The 24,278-nt window shown below is 57.0% G+C and carries 19 protein-coding genes; 12 read left to right on the top strand and 7 right to left on the bottom strand.

Annotation, left to right across the window (positions count from 1 at the left end):
• Window positions 1–108: 108 nt before the first annotated feature.
• Window positions 109–1,206 carry a sugar diacid recognition domain-containing protein gene (locus ACZRMH_RS15500; protein WP_464014142.1) on the bottom strand — a complete coding sequence of 366 codons (1,098 nt, stop codon included), beginning with the start codon at window positions 1,204–1,206 and terminating at the stop codon, window positions 109–111.
• Window positions 1,207–1,364: 158 nt separating this feature from the next.
• On the opposite strand from ACZRMH_RS15500, the gene ACZRMH_RS15495 reads away from it, so the two are divergent.
• The 3 genes from ACZRMH_RS15495 (at window position 1,365) to rarD (ACZRMH_RS15485) (ending at window position 4,986) form a co-directional block, all read left to right on the top strand.
• Entirely contained in the window at window positions 1,365–2,681 is a 1,317-nt protein-coding gene (locus ACZRMH_RS15495; RefSeq protein ID WP_464014141.1) for an MFS transporter, read from the top strand.
• A 219-nt stretch (window positions 2,682–2,900) separates the two neighbouring features.
• Window positions 2,901–3,785, top strand: coding sequence for an EamA family transporter RarD (rarD, locus tag ACZRMH_RS15490; RefSeq protein ID WP_464014140.1), 885 nt, complete (start codon window positions 2,901–2,903; stop codon window positions 3,783–3,785).
• Window positions 3,786–4,104: 319 nt separating this feature from the next.
• Window positions 4,105–4,986 (top strand): EamA family transporter RarD, encoded by an 882-nt coding sequence (gene rarD / locus ACZRMH_RS15485; protein ID WP_464014139.1) that lies wholly within the window; start codon window positions 4,105–4,107, stop codon window positions 4,984–4,986.
• A 16-nt stretch (window positions 4,987–5,002) separates the two neighbouring features.
• On the opposite strand, the gene ACZRMH_RS15480 is transcribed toward rarD (ACZRMH_RS15485), so the two are convergent.
• Window positions 5,003–6,298, bottom strand: coding sequence for an ATP-binding protein (locus tag ACZRMH_RS15480; protein WP_464014138.1), 1,296 nt, complete (start codon window positions 6,296–6,298; stop codon window positions 5,003–5,005).
• Between the two features lie 4 nt (window positions 6,299–6,302).
• On the bottom strand, window positions 6,303–7,004 hold the full coding sequence (locus ACZRMH_RS15475; protein WP_464014137.1) for a response regulator: 702 nt from the start codon (window positions 7,002–7,004) through the stop codon (window positions 6,303–6,305).
• 169 nt (window positions 7,005–7,173) lie between these two features.
• Between ACZRMH_RS15475 and ACZRMH_RS15470 the strand changes: the two genes are divergently transcribed.
• From ACZRMH_RS15470 to ACZRMH_RS15460, 3 genes are read left to right on the top strand one after another with little or no spacing between them, the layout of a single operon-like run.
• Window positions 7,174–8,328, top strand: a complete 1,155-nt coding sequence (locus tag ACZRMH_RS15470) for an efflux RND transporter periplasmic adaptor subunit (protein WP_464014136.1) — start codon at window positions 7,174–7,176, stop codon at window positions 8,326–8,328.
• A 2-nt stretch (window positions 8,329–8,330) separates the two neighbouring features.
• Window positions 8,331–11,432, top strand: a complete 3,102-nt coding sequence (locus ACZRMH_RS15465; protein ID WP_464014135.1) for a multidrug efflux RND transporter permease subunit — start codon at window positions 8,331–8,333, stop codon at window positions 11,430–11,432.
• A gap of 51 nt (window positions 11,433–11,483) precedes the next feature.
• Window positions 11,484–12,119, top strand: coding sequence for a DUF1345 domain-containing protein (locus ACZRMH_RS15460; protein ID WP_464014134.1), 636 nt, complete (start codon window positions 11,484–11,486; stop codon window positions 12,117–12,119).
• Between the two features lie 149 nt (window positions 12,120–12,268).
• Here the strand turns inward: ACZRMH_RS15460 and hppD are convergent, their stop codons facing one another.
• Window positions 12,269–13,345, bottom strand: a complete 1,077-nt coding sequence (hppD, locus tag ACZRMH_RS15455) for a 4-hydroxyphenylpyruvate dioxygenase (protein ID WP_464014133.1) — start codon at window positions 13,343–13,345, stop codon at window positions 12,269–12,271.
• 332 nt (window positions 13,346–13,677) lie between these two features.
• Between hppD and ACZRMH_RS15450 the strand changes: the two genes are divergently transcribed.
• The 3 genes from ACZRMH_RS15450 to gloA all read left to right on the top strand — a co-directional run bounded on the left by ACZRMH_RS15450 (window position 13,678) and on the right by gloA (window position 17,118).
• Window positions 13,678–15,225 (top strand): EAL domain-containing protein, encoded by a 1,548-nt coding sequence (locus ACZRMH_RS15450; protein WP_464014132.1) that lies wholly within the window; start codon window positions 13,678–13,680, stop codon window positions 15,223–15,225.
• A 237-nt stretch (window positions 15,226–15,462) separates the two neighbouring features.
• Window positions 15,463–15,822 (top strand): histone-like nucleoid-structuring protein, MvaT/MvaU family, encoded by a 360-nt coding sequence (locus tag ACZRMH_RS15445; protein WP_464014201.1) that lies wholly within the window; start codon window positions 15,463–15,465, stop codon window positions 15,820–15,822.
• A 774-nt stretch (window positions 15,823–16,596) separates the two neighbouring features.
• Window positions 16,597–17,118, top strand: a complete 522-nt coding sequence (gene gloA / locus ACZRMH_RS15440) for a lactoylglutathione lyase (RefSeq protein ID WP_464014131.1) — start codon at window positions 16,597–16,599, stop codon at window positions 17,116–17,118.
• 56 nt (window positions 17,119–17,174) lie between these two features.
• On the opposite strand, the gene ahpF is transcribed toward gloA, so the two are convergent.
• From ahpF to ACZRMH_RS15425, 3 genes are all read right to left on the bottom strand, one after another.
• Window positions 17,175–18,737 (bottom strand): alkyl hydroperoxide reductase subunit F, encoded by a 1,563-nt coding sequence (ahpF, locus tag ACZRMH_RS15435; protein ID WP_464014130.1) that lies wholly within the window; start codon window positions 18,735–18,737, stop codon window positions 17,175–17,177.
• Window positions 18,738–18,864: 127 nt separating this feature from the next.
• Complete coding sequence (gene ahpC, locus ACZRMH_RS15430) at window positions 18,865–19,428, bottom strand: alkyl hydroperoxide reductase subunit C (RefSeq protein WP_016780891.1); 564 nt, start codon at window positions 19,426–19,428, stop codon at window positions 18,865–18,867.
• A 192-nt stretch (window positions 19,429–19,620) separates the two neighbouring features.
• Window positions 19,621–20,559, bottom strand: a complete 939-nt coding sequence (locus ACZRMH_RS15425; RefSeq protein WP_464014129.1) for a site-specific integrase — start codon at window positions 20,557–20,559, stop codon at window positions 19,621–19,623.
• 178 nt (window positions 20,560–20,737) lie between these two features.
• Here ACZRMH_RS15425 and ACZRMH_RS15420 point away from each other — a divergent pair, with 178 nt between their 5' ends.
• The 3 genes from ACZRMH_RS15420 (at window position 20,738) to efeO (ending at window position 24,270) form a co-directional block, all read left to right on the top strand.
• The gene (locus ACZRMH_RS15420; protein ID WP_464014128.1) at window positions 20,738–21,745 is read left to right on the top strand and encodes a DNA-binding protein; all 1,008 of its coding nucleotides are present in this window, start codon (window positions 20,738–20,740) and stop codon (window positions 21,743–21,745) included.
• A 480-nt stretch (window positions 21,746–22,225) separates the two neighbouring features.
• Entirely contained in the window at window positions 22,226–23,068 is an 843-nt protein-coding gene (gene efeU, locus ACZRMH_RS15415; RefSeq protein ID WP_464014127.1) for an iron uptake transporter permease EfeU, read from the top strand.
• 8 nt (window positions 23,069–23,076) lie between these two features.
• Window positions 23,077–24,270 (top strand): iron uptake system protein EfeO, encoded by a 1,194-nt coding sequence (gene efeO / locus ACZRMH_RS15410; RefSeq protein WP_464014126.1) that lies wholly within the window; start codon window positions 23,077–23,079, stop codon window positions 24,268–24,270.
• Window positions 24,271–24,278 lie beyond the last annotated feature (8 nt).

Genomic DNA, 24,278 nt, shown 5'->3' with positions numbered 1-24,278 from the left:
GTAACCGGGCACAAACACGCCAGTCGGGCGCACAAGCAATCACAGCCTTTGTTGTTCATTTGGACAAGAGCGGTGTTGCAAGAACCCTTATGGGAGTTGGTGCATAAATCAGGTTTGCGGCAAAAGCTGCACGCCCAGATAAAGGGCCAGCATGCCATTGAGGCTTAGCGGGTCGACGCCGCTTAACTCGGCAATGCGCTCCATGCGATAGCGCAAGCTGTTGCGATGGATGCCCAGGGCGTCGGCACAGGCCTGGCTTTGGCCGTCGTGTTCGCACCAGCTGCGCAGTGTGGCAATCAACTGGCCATTGGCGTCCTTGGCCACCACCTTGTGCAGCGGCCCGAGCAGTTCCTCCAGGGCATCGTCATTGCGATGGCGCCACAGCATTACCGGCAAGCGATAGCGATCGAGGGTCAACAGGCGTGTTTGCGGCAGCACATCGCGGCCATAAGCCAATAAGTCCCCCACCCGACGATAGCAGCGGCGCAAGCCTTTAAGAGCATCGGCCTGCCCGCCCGCAGCAATGCGCAAGACCTGCCAGCCCTGGCTGTCGAGTTTCTCCAGCAAGCGCAGATCATCCAGCGCCGCGGTTGCCGGCCGACACCACAGCAGGGAACCGGTTGCAGGGCACACGCACCAGCTGTCCGGGTAGCGTGACTGCAGCCAGGCACTCAAGGCCTCGGCACTCTGCCCCTTGCCCAGCTCGAACAGATAGGGGATGCGTGACAACTGCGGTTTAAGCCCCAGTTGCTGGGCTTCATCGATCAGTCGCGGCGAATCGCCACCCTCGCTCAACAACAGTGCCACCAGATCATCACAGCGCTGGCGCCGCCATTGCTGTTCGGCCTGCTGATAACGCTGGCCCACCAGCATTTCGGCGGTCATGCGCACCAATTCGGCGTAGGTGCGCAACAACTCGGGTTCGCCCGTCAGGCCCAACACACCAATCAGGCGTTGATCGAGCAATAACGGCAAATTGATCCCCGGCTGTACGCCTTTCAGGCATTTGGCCGTCTGCGCATCGATTTCCACCACCCGCCCATTGGCCAGCACCAACTGTGCCCCTTCGTGGCGGGTGTTGATACGCTCGGGCTCGCCACTGCCCAGGATCAGCCCCTGGCTGTCCATAACGTTTACGTTGTAAGGCAAAATGGCCATCGCGCGATCAACGATGTCCTGCGCCAAATCATGATCCAGTTCGAACATAGGGTGACAATCCTTGGAAACGTTTGTTCACGGGCACAGGTGACACGCCAAAATGCTGTGCGACAGCACAAAGACAGCAGCGTTGCGGTGACCGAGACTCAAGCAGCGGTCAACGTTACCCCTGGATCGTGAAAAAACATAATAAAGAGAGACATAAGATGTCACAGAGCGCCACCGCATCGCTGATCAGTGATGACGATAAAAACGCCATCTACAAACGCATCACCTTGCGTTTGATCCCCTTCATTTTTATCTGCTATCTGTTCAATTACCTCGACCGGGTAAACGTTGGCTTTGCCAAACTGCAGATGCTCGATGCACTCAAGTTCAGTGAAACCGTGTACGGCCTCGGTGCCGGGATCTTCTTTATCGGCTACGTGCTGTGCGGCGTGCCGAGCAACCTGGCCTTGACCCGCTTCGGCCCGCGACGCTGGATCGCGGTGATGATGATCAGTTGGGGCACGCTTTCGACCTGCCTGATGTTTGTCACCACCCCTACAGGCTTCTACACCCTGCGCTTTCTGACCGGTGCCGCTGAAGCGGGCTTCTTTCCGGGCGTGGTGCTGTACCTCTCGCAGTGGTTCCCGACCTTTCGCCGTGGCCGGATCATGGCGCTGTTTATGTGCGCCATTCCTGTTTCAGGGCTGATTGGCGGCCCGTTCTCCGGCTGGATCCTCAGCCACTTCGCAGCTGGCCAGGGCGGGCTTGCCGGCTGGCAGTGGATGTTCCTGCTGCAAGGCGTTCCCACTGTTGTGCTGGGCGCACTGGCGATTTACCTGCTCAGTGACAGCTTTGCCAACGCCAAATGGCTGGGCGCCCATGAGCGTGCGGTGCTGGAAGCGGACCATCGTCTGGATGCCGCCAGCAAACCGGCCGGCGCTGCAACCGACTCGTTGTTGGCGGTGTTCAAAAATCCGGCCATCTGGGCCTTTGGCCTGATCTACTTCTGCATCCAGAGTGGCGTATATGCGATCAACTTCTGGTTGCCGTCGATCATCAAGAATCTGGGCTTTAGCGACACCCTGGTCATTGGCTGGATCAGCGCCATTCCTTATCTGCTGGCTGCGGTATTTATGTTGCTGGTGGGGCGCTCGGCTGACTTGCGCAAGGAGCGCCGCTGGCACTTGGTAGTGCCGATGCTGATGGGCGCGCTGGGCCTGGTGATTGCGGTGAACTTTGCCACGCAACCGGCCATTGCGATCCTCGGCCTGACCATTGCCACCATGGGCGCACTCACCGGTTTGCCAATGTTCTGGCCAGTTCCAACAGCCATGCTCAGCGCCGGTGCGGCTGCGGGCGGCCTGGCACTGATCAACTCCATGGGGCAGATGGCCGGCTTCCTCAGCCCGTATCTGGTGGGCTTTGTCAAAGACGCTACCGGCTCCACGGATGTGGCCCTGTATATGTTGGCGGCGGTAATTGTGGGCGGCAGCCTGCTGGCACTGCGCATGACCCGGGGTATCGGTAACGCTTGACGCAATTTTAAAGACCTCAGAGACCCTCTGTGGGAGCGGGCTTGCTCGCGATTCAGGCGACGCGGTCTGTCAGGCAGACCGAGGTGCTGCCATCGCGAGCAAGCCCGCTCCCACAGCCCCTACAGACCTCAGGGCGCAATCAAGGATTTGCCCTATAGCTCGACGAGCCTCAAGCTACGCACTTCTAATAATCAAAATGCGTGTTTCAACGAGGCTGTTGTGTCCAAAGGTATTGTTCTGTCTGTTCTGGCATCGAGCCTGTTCGGTGTCATGTATTACTTCACATCCCTGCTCTGGCCCTTGAGTGGCGCCGAAATCTTCGGCTGGCGGATGCTCCTGACCCTGCCCTGCATGACCTTGTTCATGTGCTTCTCCGGCGATTGGCGGCTGGTTCCGGCGATTATCTCGCGGCTGCGCATGCAACCAAAGTTCATGGCCGTGCTGGTGACGTCCAGTGCGCTGGTGGGGGTCCAGCTCTGGCTGTTTCTGTGGGCGCCGCTCAATGGCCACAGCCTTGACGTGTCGCTAGGTTACTTCCTGCTACCGCTGACCATGCTTCTCACCGGGCGCATGGTGTATGGCGAACAACTGTCGCACCTGCAAAAAATCGCCGCAGCACTGGCGACCCTCGGCGTTGCCAACGAGGTGTATCGCGTTGGCGGATTTTCCTGGACCACTCTGGTAGTGGCCATTGGTTACCCACTCTACTTTGTCCTGCGCAAGCGCTCAGGCACTGACAACCTCGGCGGCCTGTGGGTCGATATGCTGCTGCTGATGCCCGTGGCCTGGTGGTTTGTGCAAAGTGGCGAGCAAGGCTTTGATGTCGCCAGCCAGCGCCCGGCGCTGTATGCGCTGATTCCAGTTCTGGGAGGCATCAGTGCCCTGGCATTGATCAGCTATATCCTGGCCAGCCGCATGCTGGCATTCAGCCTGTTCGGCCTGCTCAGCTATGTGGAGCCGGTCTTGCTGGTGCTGGTTGCCTTGCTGCTGGGCGAAAGCATCAGCGCAGGGCAATGGATGACCTATCTGCCGATCTGGCTGGCGGTACTGGTACTGATTTTTGAAGGGTTCAAGCATCTGGTTCGTCAGCGCAGGTCAATGTAATCGGCCTGGCTGTAGCTGTGCATGTTGGAGCGGGCTTGCTCGCGGTTCAGGCAACTCGGTCTGTCAGAATCACCGAAGCGCTGCCATCGCAAGCAAGCCCGATCCCACAGAGCTACCGTTAATCATTTTTTTTGCAAAACACGAACGCTCGTTTTAAACGACTTTGGCCCAGTAATTGCTTGGCATTTTCAGAGTTGAGCATCCTCAACAAGAATGACTCCCAAGTAACTGGTTTAAAAGGCATTTGCCAACGAACACCGACAGCCTCAAGCTACGTGCCCACTCACATGAGTAACGTTGTAGATCCATTGAGGTTGTTGTGTCTAAAGGCATTGTTCTATCGATTTTGGCTTCCTGTCTGTTTGGCGTTCTGTACTGGTTCACTTCCCTTCTCTGGCCCCTCGATGGCCAGGAAATCTTCGGCTGGCGAATACTGATCTCGCTGCCCTTTATGACCCTGTTTATCTGCCTCTCCGGTGACTGGAAATGGGTTCCCATAATTTTCAATCGTTTACGCGCTAAACCTCTACTTATTCCTTGCGTACTGCTCACCAGTTTCCTAGTCGGCCTGCAGTTGTGGATGTTTATGTGGGGGCCGCTGAACGGGCATGGTCTGGATGTGTCCCTGGGTTACTTCCTGCTGCCACTGACGATGATCCTTACCGGGCGCATCGTCTACGGCGAACACCTGTCGCACCTGCAGAAAATCGCCACGGCCCTGGCCGTAATCGGCGTGGCCAATGAGCTGTACCGTACGGGTGGTTTTTCCTGGACAACACTTGTTGTAGCAATCGGTTACCCGATGTACTTCGTGCTGCGCAAGAAGATCGGTATCGATAACCTCGGCGGGCTATGGCTGGACATGCTGTTGATGGTCCCGGCTGCCCTGTGGTTTGTGCTGGCAGGGCCGCACGTCGACCTTGGCGAGCAGCGCCAGGCGCTGTATGCGCTGGTGCCGCTGATGGGCATCATCAGTGCTGCGGCAGGCTTCGCGTATATTCTCGCCAGCCGTCTGCTGCCCTTTAGCCTGTTTGGCTTGCTCAGTTATGTCGAGCCTGTGCTGCTGGTCGCCGTCGCCCTGTTACTGGGCGACAGCCTGGCAGAGGGGCAATGGTTGACCTACGGGCCGATCTGGCTCGCGGTGGTGGTGCTGATTATTGAAGGCTTGAAGCATGTAAGCCGTCAGCGTCGCTCCATCTAGCGCGCAAGATCTCGCTTCAAGCCGGCAACCAGAGCTTGAAGCGAGCACCGCCTAGCGGTGACTGCTCAACAATCAACGTACCGCCCTGGGCTTGCAAGGCACGTCGACTGATTGCCAGGCCCAGCCCAAAGCCCCCGGTAGCCCGGTCGCGGCTGCGGTCCAGGCGATAGAACGGCTCGAAAATCCGCTCGCGCTCCTGCTCCGGGATGCCGATACCATCGTCATCCACCCACAGCTCGCAGCCTTGCGCGGTGACATTCACGCCTACCTGAATCCGTCGATCGCAGTAACGCATGGCGTTGCGCAGCAAGTTTTGCAGTGCCCGCGCAGTCAGGCGCGGGTCAAGGGCAAAGCGCTCCTGGGTACCGTGCAACAGCACATCGAGGACGATATCCGGCGTTTCCAGTTCTTCATCGAAACTGCCGAGGATGCTGTCGATAAACTCATCCAGCGATACCTCGACCCTTTCCGGCATCAATGCCGGGTTTTGCAGGCGGCTGAAAGACAGCAATTCCAGCACCAGCTCATCCAGTTCACGTATATGCCCCACCAGTACCTGCAAGCGCTCGCGGCTGGCCTCTGGCAAGTCGTCACACAGCACCAGTGCCAGACCGAAGTCCAGGCGTGTCAGTGGCGTGCGTAATTCGTGGGAAACCGCATTCAACAAGTCGCGCTGCTGATTGAGCAGATGCTCGACATCCTGGGCCATGGCGTCAAACACCGTGGCCAGGCCATGAATGTTGGAGCGTTGGGAAATCTGCGTGCGCTCGCTCAGTTGCCCCTGGCCGATCCGCGCTGCGGTCTGCTTGAGGCGTTCCAGATCACGCCAGTGCGGGCGCAACCACAACAGCAAGCCGCCAAGCATGGCTGCGCCGATCAGTACGTTGATGACCCAATACAGCACACTCATGTCGAACGGGTCGGGGGGCATGACCCATTCAATCGCCACCTGATCATCCAGCGGTGACACTACCAGCGTACGCCAGCCCCACTCGCCAATACGCAATACCCCCTGCCCTTGCTGCAACTGGCGTTGCTCATCGGCGCTGAACTTGGAGTCCATGATGGGCAGCAGATTGACCCGCATCGGCTGGAACTGCGCATCGAGTTCCCGCGCAAGGCCGGGCCATTGCTCGGCGGGCAGATGATGGAACTGCTTGACCAGCAGGGTCTGCATACCTCGCGACATATCGATGTTGTAGTTCATGAAACGCTCATGAAACAGCGACACGATCACTCCGGGCACCAGATAAATGGCCATGGCAAACGTCACGATGGTCACCAGGTACAGGCGGATCAGAATCTTGAACATGGACTCAGCATTCCCATTCCGAGCGGCTGAACAGGTAGCCCTTGCCCCACACGGTCTTGATCTTGCGCGCTTCACCGGCGCAGTCATCAAACTTGCGGCGCAGCTTGGAGATTGCCACGTCCACCGAACGGTCCGTACCGTTGAACTCGATACCGCGCAAACGCTGCAAAATCTGATCGCGGCTCAGCACTTCACCGGCATGCCGGGCGAGCACCACCAGCAGGTTGTATTCGCCGCTGGACAATTCGATCACCTGCCCGCGCCAATTCACGGTGCGCTCTGACAGGTCGATGCACAGGTTGCCAATCAGGATGCGATCACTGGCAACCTGCGGCTCGGCCAGGCTGCTGCGGCGTAAAAGCGTGCGCACACGAGCGAGCAATACACGGGGCTCGCAAGGTTTTGTCACATAATCGTCGGCACCCATCTCTAGCCCCAGCACCTGATCATGACTATCGTCGCGGGCTGTCAACATCAGGATCGGCAAACTTGCCGACTCGGCGCGCAACAATCGGCAGACCTGCAGGCCATCGAGCCCTGGCAACATCAGGTCAAGAATTACCAGATCCGGGGGGTTGCTTCTTGCTCTGTCACATACTTGATCGCCACGGGCGATCACACTGACCTGATAGCCATTGCGCTCCAGATAGCTGGCAATCAGCTCTGAAAGCGCGGCGTCGTCTTCGACCAGCAAAATAGTGGGCATAATAGGTGCTTACAACCGGGGAAAACCCGAAGGATATACAACCTCACAGGGATAGGAGCACAACCTTCACACTTTTTCACACACCCTCTACATAGCTTCACAACGCCCCTTGCGTGCTGCGCTTAGCATGCCTGCAGAAACATCCCGCTTATTTAAGAAGGCCCGATCGTTGAAAAAGCTCTTCGCCCCGCTATGCCTTACGGCCCTGGCCCTGGCCATCAGCGCCTGTGATAAAAGCCCGGTCGCTGAAACCAAACCGCCCCTGACCAAAGTTCTTACCGAGGTCATCGCCACGGCGCCCTTGTCCGTCAGTAACGAGCTGAGCGGTCGGGTGGTTGCGCCGCGCGTGGCGCAAGTCAGCGCCCGGGTTGCCGGTGTGGTGCTCAAACGCGTGTATACCGAAGGTTCCGAGGTCAAACAGGGCGATGTGCTGTTTTTGATTGACCCGGCCCCCTTCAAGGCTGACCTGGACAGTGCTCTGGCTGCGCTGCACAAATCCGAGGCCGTAGCCCTGCAGGCAAAACTGCAGGACCAGCGTTACGCCGAGCTGATCGGTATCAACGCCATCAGCCGCCAGGACCATGACAATGCCCGCGCCGCCGCACAGCAGGCCAACGCCGATGTGGCCGCCAACAAGGCCGCTGTCCAGCGCGCCAGACTGAATCTGGGTTATGCAACTGTCACCGCACCGATCTCCGGGCGAATTGGCCGCGCACTGGTAACTGAAGGGGCACTGGTCGGTCAGGGCGAAGTCACGCCACTGGCGCGTATCCAGCAACTGAACCCGATCCATGTTGACCTGACGCAGTCCACCCGCGATCTGGACAACCTGCGCGAATCCTTCCGTGCCGGAGAACTGCAGCAAGTCGGCAAGCAACAGGCCAAGGCCACGTTGATACGCGACAACGGCAGCCTCTACCCGCTGCCGGGCAAACTGCTGTTTACCGATGTCAGCGTGGACCCGAGCACCGGGCAGATCATCCTGCGCAGCGAGTTCCCCAACCCCGACTACGACCTGCTGCCGGGCAGTTTTGTGCGGGTGCGCCTGGAGCAGGCGGTCAACAAGCAAGGCATCAGCGTGCCACAACGGGCAATCCTGCGTGACAGCGCGGGTATCGCCCAGGTGCTGTTGATCGATGCCGACGACCGCGTGCAACTGCAACCCGTGCAACTGGGCAATGCGCAAAATGATCGCTGGGCTGTTACCTCCGGCCTGAAAACCGGTGACCGCATCGTCACCCAGGGTCTGCAACACGCCCGCCCCGGCGAGCAAGTGCAGATCGATGACCCGACACTCCCTCTCGCACACTCCACGGATCAGTGAGCATGCCGCAGTTCTTTATCGACCGCCCGGTGTTTGCCTGGGTCGTTGCATTGTTCATCCTGCTGGCGGGGGCCTTAGCCATTCCGCAGTTGCCAGTAGCCAAGTACCCCGACGTGGCACCGCCGCAGGTCGAGGTCTATGCCATCTACCCGGGCGCCTCGGCGCAGACCCTGGACGAAAGTGTGGTCAGCCTGATCGAGCAAGAGCTCAACGGCACTGACGGCCTGCTGTACTTCGAGTCGCAGAGCAGCTTGGGCAGTGCCAGCATTACCGCAACATTCAAACCCGGCACCGACCCCGAAATGGCTCAGGTCGATGTGCAAAACCGTCTGAAAGCGGTGGAGTCGCGTCTGCCGCAAGCGGTTATTCAGCAAGGCCTGCAGGTTGAGAAAATCTCTTCGGGTTTCCTGATGCTGGTGACCCTGACTGCCGACAGCACCAGCGCACTGGATGAGGTCGCCCTTAGCGACTATCTGGCGCGCAACGTGATGAACGAGGTCAAGCGTATCGACGGGGTCGGCAAGGCCCAGCTGTATGGTGCCGAACGGGCCATGCGCATCTGGATCGACCCGCAAAAGCTGATTGGCTTCAATCTCACTCCGGCTGACGTCAATCAGGCCATTGCCAGCCAGAACGCCCAGGTGTCGGCGGGCAGTATCGGCGACTTGCCGGGGCGCTCGACCCAGGAAATCACCGCCACGGTACTGGTCAAAGGCCAGCTATCCACCCCGCAAGAGTTCGCGGATATTGTCCTGCGTGCCAACCCGGACGGCTCCACCGTGCGCATCGGCGATGTTGCCCGGGTGGAGATCGGCAGCCAGGAATACCAGTACGGTACCCGCCTCAACGGCAAGTCGGCCAGCGCCTTCAGTGTCAAGCTGGCTCCGGAGGCCAACGCCCTGAATACCGGCAACCTGATTCGCGCCAAAATGGACGAGTTGAGCCGCTACTTCCCCGCTGGGGTCGAGTACACCATCCCCTATGACACCACGCCATTTGTCAAAGTCTCGATCACCAAGGTGATCTACACCCTGGTCGAGGCCATGGTGCTGGTGTTTCTGGTGATGTACCTGTTCTTGCAGAACATCCGCTACACCCTGATCCCGACCCTGGTGGTGCCGGTGGCGCTGATGGGCACATTCGCCACCATGCTGGTGCTGGGCTTCTCGATCAACGTATTGACCATGTTCGGCATGGTACTGGCCATCGGCATTCTGGTCGACGATGCCATTGTGGTGGTGGAGAACGTCGAGCGGATCATGGTCAGCGAAGGGCTTTCGCCACGTGAAGCAACCCGTAAGGCGATGACCCAGATCAGCGGCGCGATTGTCGGCATCACCCTGGTGCTGGTGGCCGTATTTATTCCAATGGCGTTTATGCCAGGTTCGGTGGGGGTGATTTACCAGCAGTTCTCGCTGTCGATGGCCACTTCGATCCTGTTCTCGGCGTTTTTGGCCCTGTCCCTGACGCCTGCGCTCTGTGCAACCCTGCTCAAGCCTATTGCCAAGGGTGAGCATCATGCCAAGGGCGGTTTTTTTGGCTGGTTCAACAGCAAATTCGAGCGTTTATCCGCTGGCTACGAAAACTGGGTAGTGCACCTGATCAAGCGCAGCGGCCGTTATCTGCTGGTGTACGGTGCTTTGCTGGTCATCCTGGTGGTGTGCTTTGCACGCTTGCCCTCCTCCTTCTTGCCGGTCGAGGACCAGGGTTACACCATCACTGATATTCAACTACCGCCGGGTGCCAGCCAGAACCGTACCATCGATGTAGTCGAGCAAATTGAGGCGCACAACGCCAGTGAAGCGGGAGTGGGTAATACCACGATGATTCTGGGTTTCAGTTTCTCGGGCAGCGGGCAAAACGCCGCACTGGCCTTTACTACCCTGAAGGACTGGTCGGAGCGTGGCGCCAAGGACTCTGCAGCCGCTATCGCGGATCGGGCCAATGGTGCGTTCAGCCAGCTCAAGGACGCAGTGGCCTTTGCCATTTTGCCGCCACCGGTCAGTGGCCTGGGCACCTCCAGCGGTTTTGAGTTGCGCCTGCAAGACCGTGGCGGTGTGGGCTATGACCGGTTGATGCAAGCCCGTAGCGAGCTGCTGGCACTGGCCGAAAAAAGCCCGGTACTGGCCAATGTGCGCGAAGAAGCACTGGCAGAAAGCCCGCAAGTGCAGCTTGAGGTCGATCGCAAACGCGCCAATGCATTGGGTATTTCGTTCGCGGATATAGGTTCCGTGCTGTCGACGGCAGTGGGCTCGGCTTATATCAACGACTTCCCAAATCAGGGCCGCATGCAGCGGGTCATGGTGCAGGCTGAAGGCGATCAGCGCAGCCAGGTCGAAGACCTGCTGAAAATCAATGTACGCAACGACCTCGGCAAGATGGTGCCGCTTTCGGCCTTTGTCGAAGCTCGCTGGATACAGGGGCCGTCCCAGTTGACCCGTTATAACGGTTACCCGGCGATCAGCATCTCCGGCGAATCGGCGCCGGGGCACAGTACTGGCGAGGCGATGGTTGAAGTTCAGCGCCTGGTTGACCAGTTGCCTGCCGGTCTGGGCCTGGAATGGACCGGCCTGTCGCTGCAGGAGCAAGTGTCCGGAGCGCAGGCTCCGGTACTGCTCGCGCTGTCATTGCTGATCGTGTTTCTATGCTTGGCCGCGCTGTATGAAAGCTGGTCGATCCCGACTGCGGTCTTGCTCGTTGTGCCACTGGGGGTGCTCGGCGCAGTGCTGGCAGTGACGTTGCGCGGCATGCCCAACGACGTATTTTTCAAAGTCGGACTGATCACCATTATTGGCTTGTCAGCCAAGAACGCGATTTTGATCATCGAGTTTGCCAAGACTCTGTATGACGAAGGCCACGATCTGGTCGACGCCACCGTGCAGGCTGCACGTTTGCGGCTGCGCCCGATTGTGATGACATCCCTGGCGTTTATCCTCGGCGTGGTGCCATTGGCACTTGCCACGGGGGCCAGTTCGGCCAGCCAGCAAGCCATCGGCACAGGGGTGATCGGCGGGATGATCGTCGCCACCCTGGCGGTTGTGTTCGTACCGGTGTTCTTTGTAGTGGTGATGAAACTGACAAGAAGCAAACCGCGTCAGGGTTAATACCCGGGGTGCGTGCTAAGGTGCAGAAACAGTCAGTAACAGGGAATGTTTATGTCGCACCTTGCTCGTACCCATCCTCGTTTGACCGCTGCCACCCTGCTTGGGGTGGCGGTCGGTATCTTCGCCCCGGCTGCGACGCTGACCAGCAAGTTCCTGTTGGGCTGGAATGCCGGAGTATGGTTGTACCTGGCACTAACGCTCTGGCTGGTGCTGCGCTCCAAAGCCAGTGACGTAAAAAGCACGGCAGAAATTGAAGATGAAAATGCCAGCATGGTGTTAATCACCGTGTGCATTGCATCGATTGCCAGTCTGGCAGCCGTTACCCTTGAACTGTCAGGCAGCAAGCTCAGCGATGACGATCGTCTGATGCATTATGGTTTTACCGGGCTGACGGTGGTGGGTTCGTGGCTAATGATCGGAGTGATATTCAGCCTGCATTACGCGAGGCTGTTCTATAACGATGAAGGGACGGAGCCGGCGCTGCGCTTTCCGGAAGGGGAACTGGACCCGGATTACTGGGACTTTATGTACTTCTCTTTTACCCTCAGCGTTGCGGTGCAGACTTCCGATGTGGGCGTAGCCACCCGCGAGATGCGCAAAGCGGTACTGGCGCACTCACTGCTGGGCTTTCTGTTCAATACGGCGGTTTTGGGGTTTTCGATCAATATTGCGGCGGGGTTGTTCTAGAGAGCATGAAAGCTCGCCAATCCACTGTCGAAATGGTTTTTGTGGGAGCGGGCTTGCTCGCGATATAAGCGCCGCGGTTTATCAGGCAAACCGCAGTGATGCCATCGCGAGCAAGCCCGCTCCCACATGAGTTGAACCCGGATCAGGCTTTAGTCTGCGCTCAACACACCACGACGCACCTGATCACGCTCGATGGATTCAAACAGTGCCTTGAAGTTACCCTCGCCAAAGCCGTCATCACCCTTGCGCTGAATAAACTCGAAGAATACCGGGCCCATCAGGGTTTCCGAGAAAATCTGCAGCAGCAGGCGCTTGTCGCCCGAATCGGAAGAACCGTCGAGCAAAATGCCCCGCGATTGCAGCTCTTCAACCGGCTCGCCGTGGTTCGGCAGGCGGCCTTCAAGCATTTCATAGTAAGTCTCTGGCGGTGCAGTCATAAAGCGCATGCCGATTTTCTTCAGTGCGTCCCAGGTCTTGATCAGGTCATCACTGAGAAAGGCCACGTGCTGAATGCCTTCGCCATTGAACTGCATCAGGAACTCTTCGATCTGGCCCGCGCCCTTGGACGACTCTTCGTTCAACGGGATACGGATCATGCCATCCGGGGCAGTCATGGCCTTGGAGGTCAGGCCGGTGTACTCACCCTTGATATCGAAGTAACGAATTTCCCGGAAGTTGAATAACTTCTCGTAGAAGTTGGCCCAGTAAGCCATGCGCCCGCGATAAACGTTATGGGTCAGGTGATCGATGATCTTCAGCCCGGCGCCCACAGGGTGACGGTCCACACCTTCGATAAACACAAAGTCGATATCGTAGATCGAGCTACCTTCGCCGTAACGGTCAATCAGGTACAACGGCGCACCGCCAATGCCTTTAATGGCCGGCAGATTCAGCTCCATCGGGCCTGTAGGGATGTGCACCGGTTGCGCGCCCAGCTCCAGCGCTCGGGTATAGGCCTGTTGCGCATTGCGCACGCGAAAGGCCATGCCGCAAACTGACGGGCCATGCTCTGCCGCGAAGTAAGAGGCGACACTGTGGGGCTCGTTGTTGAGAATCAGGTTGATATCGCCCTGACGATACAAGTGCACGTCTTTGGAGCGGTGGGTTGCCACCTTGGTGAAACCCATGATTTCAAACACAGGCTCGAGCGTATTGGGTACAGGGGATGCGAATTCGATAAATTCAAAGCCCATCAGGCCCATCGGGTTTTCGTATAGATCTGCCATTTTTGGCGCCTCATCATGGTCATTTTTAGAATTAACAGGGGGTTATTCACTAAGAATGCTGAGGCTTGGCAGGAGGCGCACAGGAGATCCCGCGCACACTGCGCGCAAGGAAATCACCGTAGATCAATTGGAACCCGAATCGCTTCATTTCGATCCATCTCTTACGCGGTAGGGCTTCTGGTTGCAGAAGTCGTTATTCTTGTATGCGTAAGCCGATTCTACATGGCGTAATCCTGTTTGTCCTATGTGATATGAAATAGCCCTATAGCAATGCTAGCCTTACCAGGCTGCCATCGCCTGGTATCGCCCTTCCCCAGCCTGCAGGACTCTGAATGCCATTAGCGCTGAAACTGACCCGTAAATGGACTGATCGCTACGCGCTCATTGTACTGAGTGGCTTGCTGCCGATTGTGCTTGGTATGTTCATTATATTTTGGCAGGCCAATCGGTCTTTGCAGTGGGAAGCCACCGAAACTGCCCAGGAAGCCGTGCGCCAGTTCGATCTGATGCTGGACAATGCTTCGCTGGCTGCCGACCAGACCCTGCCACTGGCAGGTAAGGATTGTGCCGGGGTTGAATTGGCCCTGCGTGACCAGGTGACCCGTCGCCCCTTTGTGCGCTCAGTCAACCTGGTGTGGAACCACCAGATTTATTGCTCGTCATTGTTTGGCAGCTTTAAAGAAGTGGTTAACCCGGCAGACTATAAAGACGGTACCTTATGGTTAATGCCAGGCAACCTGGTAACCCCCGATGAGCCCTTGCTGGTTTATCGACGCGAGCAAGACCATGCAGGCGTTATTGTAAGCCTCTATGGTTTTCATCTGGTCAATGTTCTGGGCCTTATCAACCAGTACACCCAATTACTGATTGAAGTGGGCGACAACTCCATTGACCGGTATGGGCAAGTGCGCAGCACCCCGCCTGAGGCTTTTCCGGTGACACCCGTAACAGTGCCCTCCACTCAATACCCTTATCGCGTCGTCGCAGGGTTCAGTCATGGAACTGTCTGGCGTTTTGTGCGGGCCCAATACCCGGGTCTGATGGCCTTGCTGGTTTTTCTGGGGTTTATCTCGGCCGCCACTGTACAGCGCTTGCAAAAGCGCTCAACTTCACCAACGCGAGAGTTGCAACGCGGTCTTGAGGCGCAAGAGTTCATTCCTTACTTTCAGCCAGTGGTAAAAGGCGACACCAAACAATGGGCAGGCGCAGAAGTTCTGATGCGCTGGCAACACCCGAAAGAAGGTTTGGTGCGTCCGGACCTGTTTATCCCGTTTGCAGAACACTCGGGGCTGATCGTACCCATGACGCGTTCGCTGATGGAGCAAACAGCACAGTTGCTTGCCCCCCATGCCAGCTATATGGAACCTGGCTTCCACCTTGCCTTCAACATAGCGGCCCACCATTGTCAGAATCTTGAACTGGTAGACGACTGCCGGCGCTTTCTCAACGCGTTTGCACCCGGAAAAATCAATCTGGTGCTGGAACTCACCGAGCGTGAATTGATTGTGCCGAGCCCCACCACCCATCAATTATTTGGTGAGTTGCACGCACTGGGGGTCATGATCGCCATTGATGACTTTGGCACCGGTCATTCAAGCTTGAGTTACTTACGCGAGTTTAACGTCGACTACTTGAAGATCGATCAGAGTTTTGTCGCCATGATTGGAGCCGATGCATTGTCCCGGCATATTCTCGACAGCATCATTGAACTGAGTGCCAAGCTGGACTTGGGCATCGTCGCCGAAGGGGTAGAAACTGAAGAGCAAAGTCAGTATCTGGCCGACCAGAACGTTGATTTTTTACAAGGCTATCTGTTTGCCCGCCCCATGCCCTCTGCCGATTTTATCCTGGCTTTGCAGGCACGCTTAACACCCTCTTAATATAATGCACGCGTCCTGTTTGAAACTTTTTCAAACAGGACGCCCTATAGCACTTGGCAGCGAAGGAATTAACAACTACAATTTTTTTGTCTCACATGAACTTATAAATGTTTGCATCAGCGGGCGCGCTGGCAAGCGGGTTGCTCTTGTACGCTCGCCCTGTAAATCTTGTGCATTCCAAACATCATTAATTCGCTTCGGTTACCCACCACCGAACCTGTGAATGGAGTAATGACTTTGTCTAGACTTGCTGAGTTTCGCGCTGCTGAAAAAGCGCTACAAGAACAGCTGGCTCAATTGGAAGCCCTGAAAAATGATGCCGGACTGAAAAAAGAAATCGAGTTCGAATCAAAACTTCAAGGTTTGATGAAAACCTACGGCAAAAACCTGCGGGACATTATTGCCATCCTGGACCCCAATCCTTCTGCATCCAAAGGGGTTTCTGCCCCCAAACAGCGTAAGGCACGGGTGTTGAAGGTTTACCAAAACCCGCATACCGGCGAACTGATCGAAACCAAAGGCGGCAACCATCGTGGTTTGAAAGCCTGGAAAGAAGAGTACGGCGCTGCCACAGTGGATAGCTGGCTTCGCACATAAAGCTGGCACTCAATCAAAGCCCCGCCTGTGCGGGCAATGCTGTTCACTTAAGCGATTTCAACCCCTGTGGGAGCGGGCTTGCCCGCGATGGTCGTAAACGATGACGCGCATTTACTTAGTAAATGCGGCGCTCAGAAGACCATCGCGGGCAAGCCCGCTCCCACAATTGAGTAGCGTTGCTCTTAAGTGAACAGCATTGCGCCTGTGCAGGGCTTTTTTACTTCGCAGTAAAGCGTTCGCAAGTTATTAGATTATAAAGATTTAATTTTATTCAACTTTGTTCAGCGCAGCATGCCCTGCACCATCACATAACAACAGCGCACACAGGTGAAACTTGAATACGCCTGGCGACATAATTAATGCATTACATCGACTTTTGAGCGAGCAGGCCTCACGTTTTTAGTCATTGGCGAGCCATCAGTTAGCCCCCCCTGCCCGCTCAACAATAAATAACCTACACCTAAAGCAGTAGTGCTTTGTAGGAATTGTCCTTATATGCCTGCCGTGCAACCGAAAGGTCACCAACAAGGCAATCCTTCACAATTTTTTCACATCGCTAGTCACAGGATAGAGGCTGCTAAAGGATTAGCGCCCCATGCCCGCTTCGGCGGGCTTCTTTTTGCCTGCGTTTTGTCAATCCTGCCGCCCGCTACATGCCCCTGCACGGCCTTGCACCCTGAAAACGGGTTTGGCGCCCGGCGTCACATTCCGTATCATTCGCCCATCACGCTCACCGTAGCGACCGATCACCTATGCATCATTTTCGGAGGGTTCATGAGCCTGCAAGACCTGAACAATATTCCCGGTGTAACTGCCGTACCAGATAGCGCTACGCAAAATTTTGTGTTCAACCACACCATGCTGCGCGTGAAGAACATCGAGAAATCCCTCGATTTCTATACCCGCGTACTGGGGTTTTCGCTGGTTGAAAAGCGTGATTTCCCCGAAGCAGAATTCAGCTTGTACTTTCTCGCCCTGGTCGACAAGGCGCAGATCCCGGCAGATGACGCAGCGCGCACGCTGTGGATGAAGTCCATTCCGGGCATCCTGGAGCTGACCCATAACCACGGTTCGGAAGCTGACGACAGCGTTGTCTACCACAACGGCAACACCGACCCACGTGGCTTTGGCCATATCTGCATTTCCGTGCCGGACATTCGCGCCGCCTGCGAGCGCTTTGAAGCACTGGAAGTAGACTTCCAGAAGCGCCTCAACGATGGCCGCATGAAGTCATTGGCATTCGTCAAAGACCCCGACGGTTACTGGGTAGAGATCATCCAGCCGCAACCGATGTAAAAATCGCACGCAAAAAAAACCCATGATCACTCATGGGTTTTTTTGTTTGTGGCTGCTTATTCCGGCGCTGAAGAGCGGATCAAATGATCAAAGGCACTCAGCGAGGCCTTGGCGCCCTCACCTACCGCGATCACGATCTGCTTGTACGGCACGGTGGTCACGTCACCGGCAGCGAAGATGCCGGGGATCGAAGTTTCACCGCGAGCATCGACAATGATTTCACCGCGAGGTGAAAGCTCAACAGTTCCCTTGAGCCAATCAGTGTTTGGCAGCAAGCCGATTTGCACAAAGATACCTTCCAGCTCGACAGTGTGCACATCACCCGACTGACGATCCTTGTAGCGCAGGCCGTTGACTTTCTGCCCGTCACCGGTGACTTCGGTGGTCTGTGCATTGGTGATGACTGTCACGTTAGGCAAGCTGTGCAACTTGCGCTGCAATACGGCATCGGCTCGCAATTTGGTGTCGAACTCAAGCAAGGTCACATGAGCCACGATACCGGCCAGGTCAATGGCCGCTTCCACACCGGAGTTACCGCCACCAATTACCGCTACGCGCTTGCCCTTGAACAGCGGGCCATCGCAGTGCGGACAGTAGGCAACACCACGGCTGCGGTATTCCTGCTCGCCGGGCACATTCATTTCGCGCCAGCGCGCACCGGTGGCCAGGATTACGGTCTTGGCCTTGAGCGAAGCACCACTGGCGAATTTGACTTCGTGCAACTCGCCCGCCTTACCGGCAACCAGCTTGTCGGCACGCTGCAGGTTCATGATGTCGACGTCGTATTGTTTGACGTGTTCTTCAAGTGCCGTGGCCAGTTTCGGCCCTTCAGTTTCCTGGACCGAGATAAAGTTTTCGATGGCCATGGTATCCAGCACCTGGCCGCCAAAGCGCTCAGCCGCGACACCGGTACGAATGCCTTTACGCGCAGCATAAATAGCCGCTGCAGCACCAGCCGGGCCACCACCGATGACCAGCACGTCAAAGGCTTCCTTGGCGCTGATTTTTTCGGCCTGACGCTCAATGGCGCTGGTGTCCAGTTTGCCAAGGATTTCTTCAAGGCCCATACGGCCCTGACCGAAATTGACGCCGTTAAGGTAAACGCTTGGCACCGCCATCACTTGACGCTCGGTGACTTCGTCCTGGAACAGGGCACCGTCAATCGCCACATGGCGAATATTCGGGTTAAGCACCGCCATCAGGTTCAGCGCCTGCACCACGTCCGGGCAGTTCTGGCATGACAGCGAGAAATAGGTTTCGAAGTTGAACTCGCCTTTAAGGGAGCGAATCTGTTCAATCACTTCGGTGCTGGCTTTCGATGGGTGGCCGCCTACTTGCAGCAAGGCCAGCACCAGCGAAGTAAATTCGTGGCCCATCGGGATACCTGCGAAACGCAGGCTGATATCGCCGCCCGGGCGGTTCAGCGAGAACGAAGGCTTGCGCGCATCGTTGCTGTTGTCCAGCAGGGTAATCATGCTGGAAAGGCTGGCGATTTCTTTTAACAGGTCGTGCATTTCACGGGATTTCGCACCGTCGTCGAGAGAGGCAACAATCTCGATCGGTTGTGTGACCCGCTCCAGGTATGACTTCAACTGCGCTTTCAGATTGGCGTCCAACATACGGGCGATCTCCTTAAAACTGAATTTTTTGTACAAAAAAACGCCCGAGCGAATCTCGCCCGGGCGTTTTCAGGGCGATGCAGCTTACTAACAGGTGCGGATCACCGCCCTTGTCTGGCTCACGGTCTTAGATCTTGCCGACCAGGTCCAGCGATGGAGCCAAGGTGGATTCACCTTCTTTCCATTTGGCAGGGCAAACTTCGCCCGGGTGAGCAGCAACGTACTGAGCGGCCTTGATTTTGCGCAGCAGCTCGGAAGCGTCACGGCCAACACCGCCATCGTTCAGTTCAACGATCTTGATCTGACCTTCTGGGTTGATCACGAAAGTACCGCGGTCAGCCAGGCCTGCTTCTTCGATCAACACGTCGAAGTTGCGGGAGATGGTCAGCGTAGGGTCGCCGATCATGGTGTACTGGATTTTGCCGATGGCTGGCGAAGTGTTGTGCCAGGCAGCGTGGGCAAAGTGGGTGTCAGTCGACACGCTGTAGATTTCCACGCCGAGTTTCTTGAACTCTTCGTAGTTGTCAGCCAGGTCTTCCAGTTCGGTTGGGCAAACGAAGGTGAAGTCGGCTGGGTAGAAGAACACGACAGACCACTTGCCTTTCAGGTCAGCGTCCGACACTTCCACGAAGCTGCCGTTTTTGTAGGCAGTTGCTTTGAACGGTTTTACTTGGCTGTTGATGATAGGCATCGTTGACTCTCCGTCAGGGTTGAAAAGTTGATGAGGTGAATCCTAACAACACATCACGTATCTGGCTCATTGGCAAAGCTGATACTGGCGATAGGTCTTGGCTATCAGGTGACGTTATAGATAGAAGAAAGCTACCGCTAAAACCTTCCATGCAAATATGGGCCACCTGCCAGGCTTTCAACTTGACACGGATCAGTTACCAATTTGTTTCTCGGCCGTGATGCTCATCCCCGAAAATGGGGTCGCTTCAACATAGCGCATGGCTGACTTTACGTCCTTCCAGCCGACGTAATTCATCAGTGACTTCAGATCCCAGCCACTTTGATGGGCCCAGGTTGCAAATCCGCGACGCAGGGAGTGGCTGGTGTATTGCTCGGCCGGGATGCCGGCGCGCTCCAGCGCCTGGCGCAGCAAGGGGATCACGCTATTGGCGTGCAGGCCTTCCTCGCCCAGATTGCCCCAGCGATCAATACCGCGGAACACCGGGCCCCGCACCAGTGCGGCGGTATTGAGCCACTCGATATACGCCCGCACCGGACACAGCCGCAACAGGGCCGGGGTCTGAAAGGTTTTGCCGAGGTTGTCGCGGTCACTTTTGCTGCGTGGCAGATACAGGGTAATACCAGCTCCCTCTACCGCCTGCACATGCTCGACTTGCAAGCGACACAACTCATCGCTACGAAACCCGCGCCAGAAGCCAAGCAGGATCAGGGCAGCATCGCGCCTTGCGCGCAACAACCCCGGTCGATCGCCGCTGGCTTGCGCCGCCAGGGCCTCCCCCTCAAGCCACTCAACTGCCTTTTCAAGATGTTGCAATTGCAATGGCGCAGCCTGTTTCTCCTGGACGGGATGCAAGGCGCGAATGCCCTTGAACACCTTGCGCACCACGGGTGCCTTGGTTGGGTCGGCAAAGCCCTGGCTGTTATGCCACTGGGCAATGGCCGACAGACGCAGCTTTAACGTATTGATCGAGAGTTGCCCGGCATGGGCCACCAAATAGCGCGCCACGCTGTCGCTGGTGGCCGGCAGAAACCCGCCCCAGGTCACTTCGAAGTGCTCGATGGCAGCCCGATAGCTACGGCGGGTGTTGTCGCGGGTCGCGGCATTCAGGTAGCGATCCAGCTCGCTCATGGGCAGTTCTCTTGGTTTGCGTACTGAAAACGGGCCTTAACCGCAGTTAAAAGGCTCTAGCACGGGATAATACCAGTATATCCCGCCTCTTAAATCAAAAATTAATGTGAAAATAATGTGCTAAGATAGTACGTAATTACATGATACATACCACAGTACATAATCGTAGGAGAAAGCCATGGCCCGTGGCGGCGTAAATAAAGCGGTGGTTCAAATTGCACGCACGGCGATCCTGGCCCGCGGTGAACACCCGAGCATTGATGCGGTACGTATCGAGATGGGAAATACCGGATCGAAAACCACTATCCATCGCTATCTAAAAGAGCTGGATGAGGTTGATTCGCGCCGTGGCGCGCCCCGCGAGCAGATAGATGACGAGCTGACCGAGCTGGTTGCCCGCCTCGCCCAACGCCTGCAGGAGCAGGCGCAAGAGCCCATCGACAAGGCTCAGGCGCATTACGAGCAGCTCAAGAGCCAACTGCAAGAGCAACTGGACGAAGCCCAAAACGCCCGACTTCAGCTTCAGCAGCAACTTGAAATCCAGGGCACGGCACTGAGCCAGGAGAGCGCCAGCCTCGACGCCACCCGCTCCATGCTGCAAACCGAACAAACCCGCAACGCGGCGCTGAACCAGGCTTGTAGCGACGCTGAGCTGCGTCTCAAAGACCGTGACGAACAGATCCGCTCACTGGAAGAAAAGCACCTGCATGCCCGCGACGCACTGGAGCACTACCGCAGCGCCGTCAAGGAACAACGCGAGCAGGATCAGCGTCGTCACGAAGGCCAATTACAGCAAGTGCAGATGGAGCTGCGCCAGGCACAGCAAAGCGCACTGGTACGCCAGGATGAAATCACCCAGTTGCATCGCGACAACGAGCGCGTGCTGAGCGAAAGCCGTGCGCTGGGCAAAGAGCTTAACCAGGCCAATGATCAGCAACACAAGCTCGGCAATCTCAATGCACAGCTCAATATCCAACTGAGCCAGTTGCAAAGCGAGCGCACCTTGCTCCAGGAGCGCCTGCGTGTAGCCACGCTGGAAAGTGAAGGTTTGAAACAGGCACACAGCGAAATCCAGCAAAGTCATGTCGCCTTGACCCAGCGCACTATTGAGGCCGAGGCCGCACTGAAAGGTCTTCAAGCGCTAAAGAAAGACGAGGAAGAAAGCCTGCCTGAAAAAGACGCCTGACTTAGTGCAGATTTAACTCTGTAGCTGGCTGCCTGGGATGGTGTCAGATTTTGTGTACACCACTTAACCTGTGGGAGCAGGCTTGCCTGCGATGCTGGCGCTGCGGTTAGTCGGGTAAACCGTGCTGATACCATCGCGAGCAGGCTCGCTCCCACACTCTCCACTGCAAGGTTTGGATTCTGTGCACGACGCAAAACCAGTGGGAGCCGGGCTTGCCCGCGATGCAGGCGCTGCGGTTGGTCAGCCAAACCGCACTTCAGTGACACTATCGCGGGCAAGCCCGCTCCCACAGTGAAACACCTGCAAGCTTCAGATTTTGTGTACACCACGTAACCTGTGGCAGCAGGCTTGCCTGCGATGCTGGCGGCGCAGCAATCTTCGTTCAGCTACCGTTCAGCAAATGCAATCGATTCTTGTTTGGCAATACGTATCAATATGTTACAAATTAGCTCCCTAACTAATAAGTGACGCGGGCTACCCATGCTGGTTCCATTTCTGATCATGCTGCGCGAAGGGATTGAAGCGGCGCTTATCGTCGGCATCATTGCAAGTTACCTCAAGCAAACAGGACGTGGGCAGTGGATGCCTGCCGTATGGATCGGCGTCTTTCTGGCCGCCGCCCTGTCGCTGCTGGTAGGCGGTGGCCTGGAACTGATGAGCGCCGAATTCCCGCAAAAGCAACAGGAGTTGTTCGAAGGTATTGTCGGCCTGATCGCCGTGGCCATTCTCAGCTCCATGGTGTTCTGGATGCGCAAGGTGGCGCGCTCTATCAAGCATTCCCTGCACACTTCCCTCGATCACGCCCTCGCCGGTTCCAAACATCAAGTCACCGCCCTGATCGCCATGGTGTTCTTTGCCGTTGCTCGCGAAGGGCTTGAGACCGTGTTCTTCCTGCTTGCCGTCTTCCAGCAAAGCGAAGGCCCGGCCGCGCCGCTGGGCGCCCTGCTCGGCCTGATTCTGGCCATTGGCGTCGGCTTTGCCATTTACAGCGGCAGCATGCGCCTGAACCTGGGCCTGTTCTTTCGTTGGACCGGCCTGTTTATTCTGGTGGTTGCGGCAGGAATCCTGGCCAATTCGGTACAAGCCCTGCATGAAGCCGGGCTATGGAATCACCTGCAAGACGTGGTGTTCGATATCAGCGCCCACCTGCCGATGGATGGCCCGCTGGGCTCGGTACTGGCAGGCATGTTCGGTTATCAGGACGCGCCAACCGTCAGCGTGCTCTGCGCCTATGTGATTTATCTCGCAGTGACGCTGGTGATGTTCTTCCGCCCGCCAGCATCGGCCAAAACGGCACACACCTCCCCAGCTACACACCCATAAGGTCAAACATGCCTACCTCTGCAAGCGGTACACCGCCACGCGCCCTACGCTGGGCGGTGGCCGGCTCGGTGATCGTGATGATCGCGGCCGGCGGGTTGTTCTACTACGCCTCGCAACTGGCTGCGGCCAAACGCAAGGTTCACAACAACGAAATCACCGTGACCATTCACCCCCATAGCTGTGAGCCCAATGCCCTGACTGTGTCAGCCGGGTTCAACAGCTTTCGTATCGTCAACGCATCAGAACGAGCCGTCGAGTGGGAAATTCTCGACGGCGTACTGGTAGTCGAAGAGCGGGAAAATATCGCCCCCGGCCTGAGCCAGGTAATTAACGCCACGCTTGCCCCCGGTGATTACGCCATTACCTGCGGGTTGCTCAGCAACCCGCGCGGCACGCTGCATGTGACGCCAACCGCAGAGTCCGAAGCCCGCGCCAATGCACGCCCGTCAATGCTGGCGTTTATTGGCCCACTGTCGGAGTTCCGGGTTTACCTGAGCAGCCAGGGTACGACGCTGATCAAGTCTGTCGATGCACTGTCGCAGGCCATAGCTGCGGGTGATCTGGTGCAGGCGCAGGCTTTATATATACCCGCCCGCGTGGCCTATCAGCGACTGGCACCGGCAGCGCAGCGCCTGGCGGAGTTGGACAACGCCATCAACGCCCGCGCCGACTATTTCGAAAAACGTGAGCAGGATCCGGGTTTCAGCGGTTTCCATCGCCTGGAGTTCGGCCTGTTCGATCAGCGCAGCACTCAGGACCTGGTGCCGGTTGCCCAGCAACTGCAAGCCAATGCCGTGCAACTCAAACAGCAACTGCTGGCGCAATCACTGCCGCCCGAACAGCTGGTCAGCATCGTTGCGCGCAATATGCACAGCCTGGCAGAAACCCGCGCCAACAGCGGTGAAGAAGAACGTTACAGCCATATCGATCTCAACGGCTTTGCCGCCAACCTTGAGACCTCACGCAAGGTGGTAGACCTGCTGCGCCCCTTGCTGACGAAGAACAACAGCGACCTGCTGCACGGCATCGACAACGCCAGCGCTGCGCTTGAAGCCCAACTCAAAAGCCTGAAAACCGCGCAGGGCTATCGCACCTACGACACGGTAAGTGCGCAACAGCGCCAACAAATCAGCAACCAGGCCAAGGCTGTGGCCGATGCACTCGATGGAATCGATCCCGCCCTCGGCCTTAGCGGCCTGTAATTGCAGAC

The sequence above is a fragment of the Pseudomonas sp. B414 genome, from assembly GCF_055408445.1.
The sequence above is the reverse complement of the archived record's forward strand: the minus strand, read 5'-3'. Positions and strand labels throughout refer to the sequence as shown.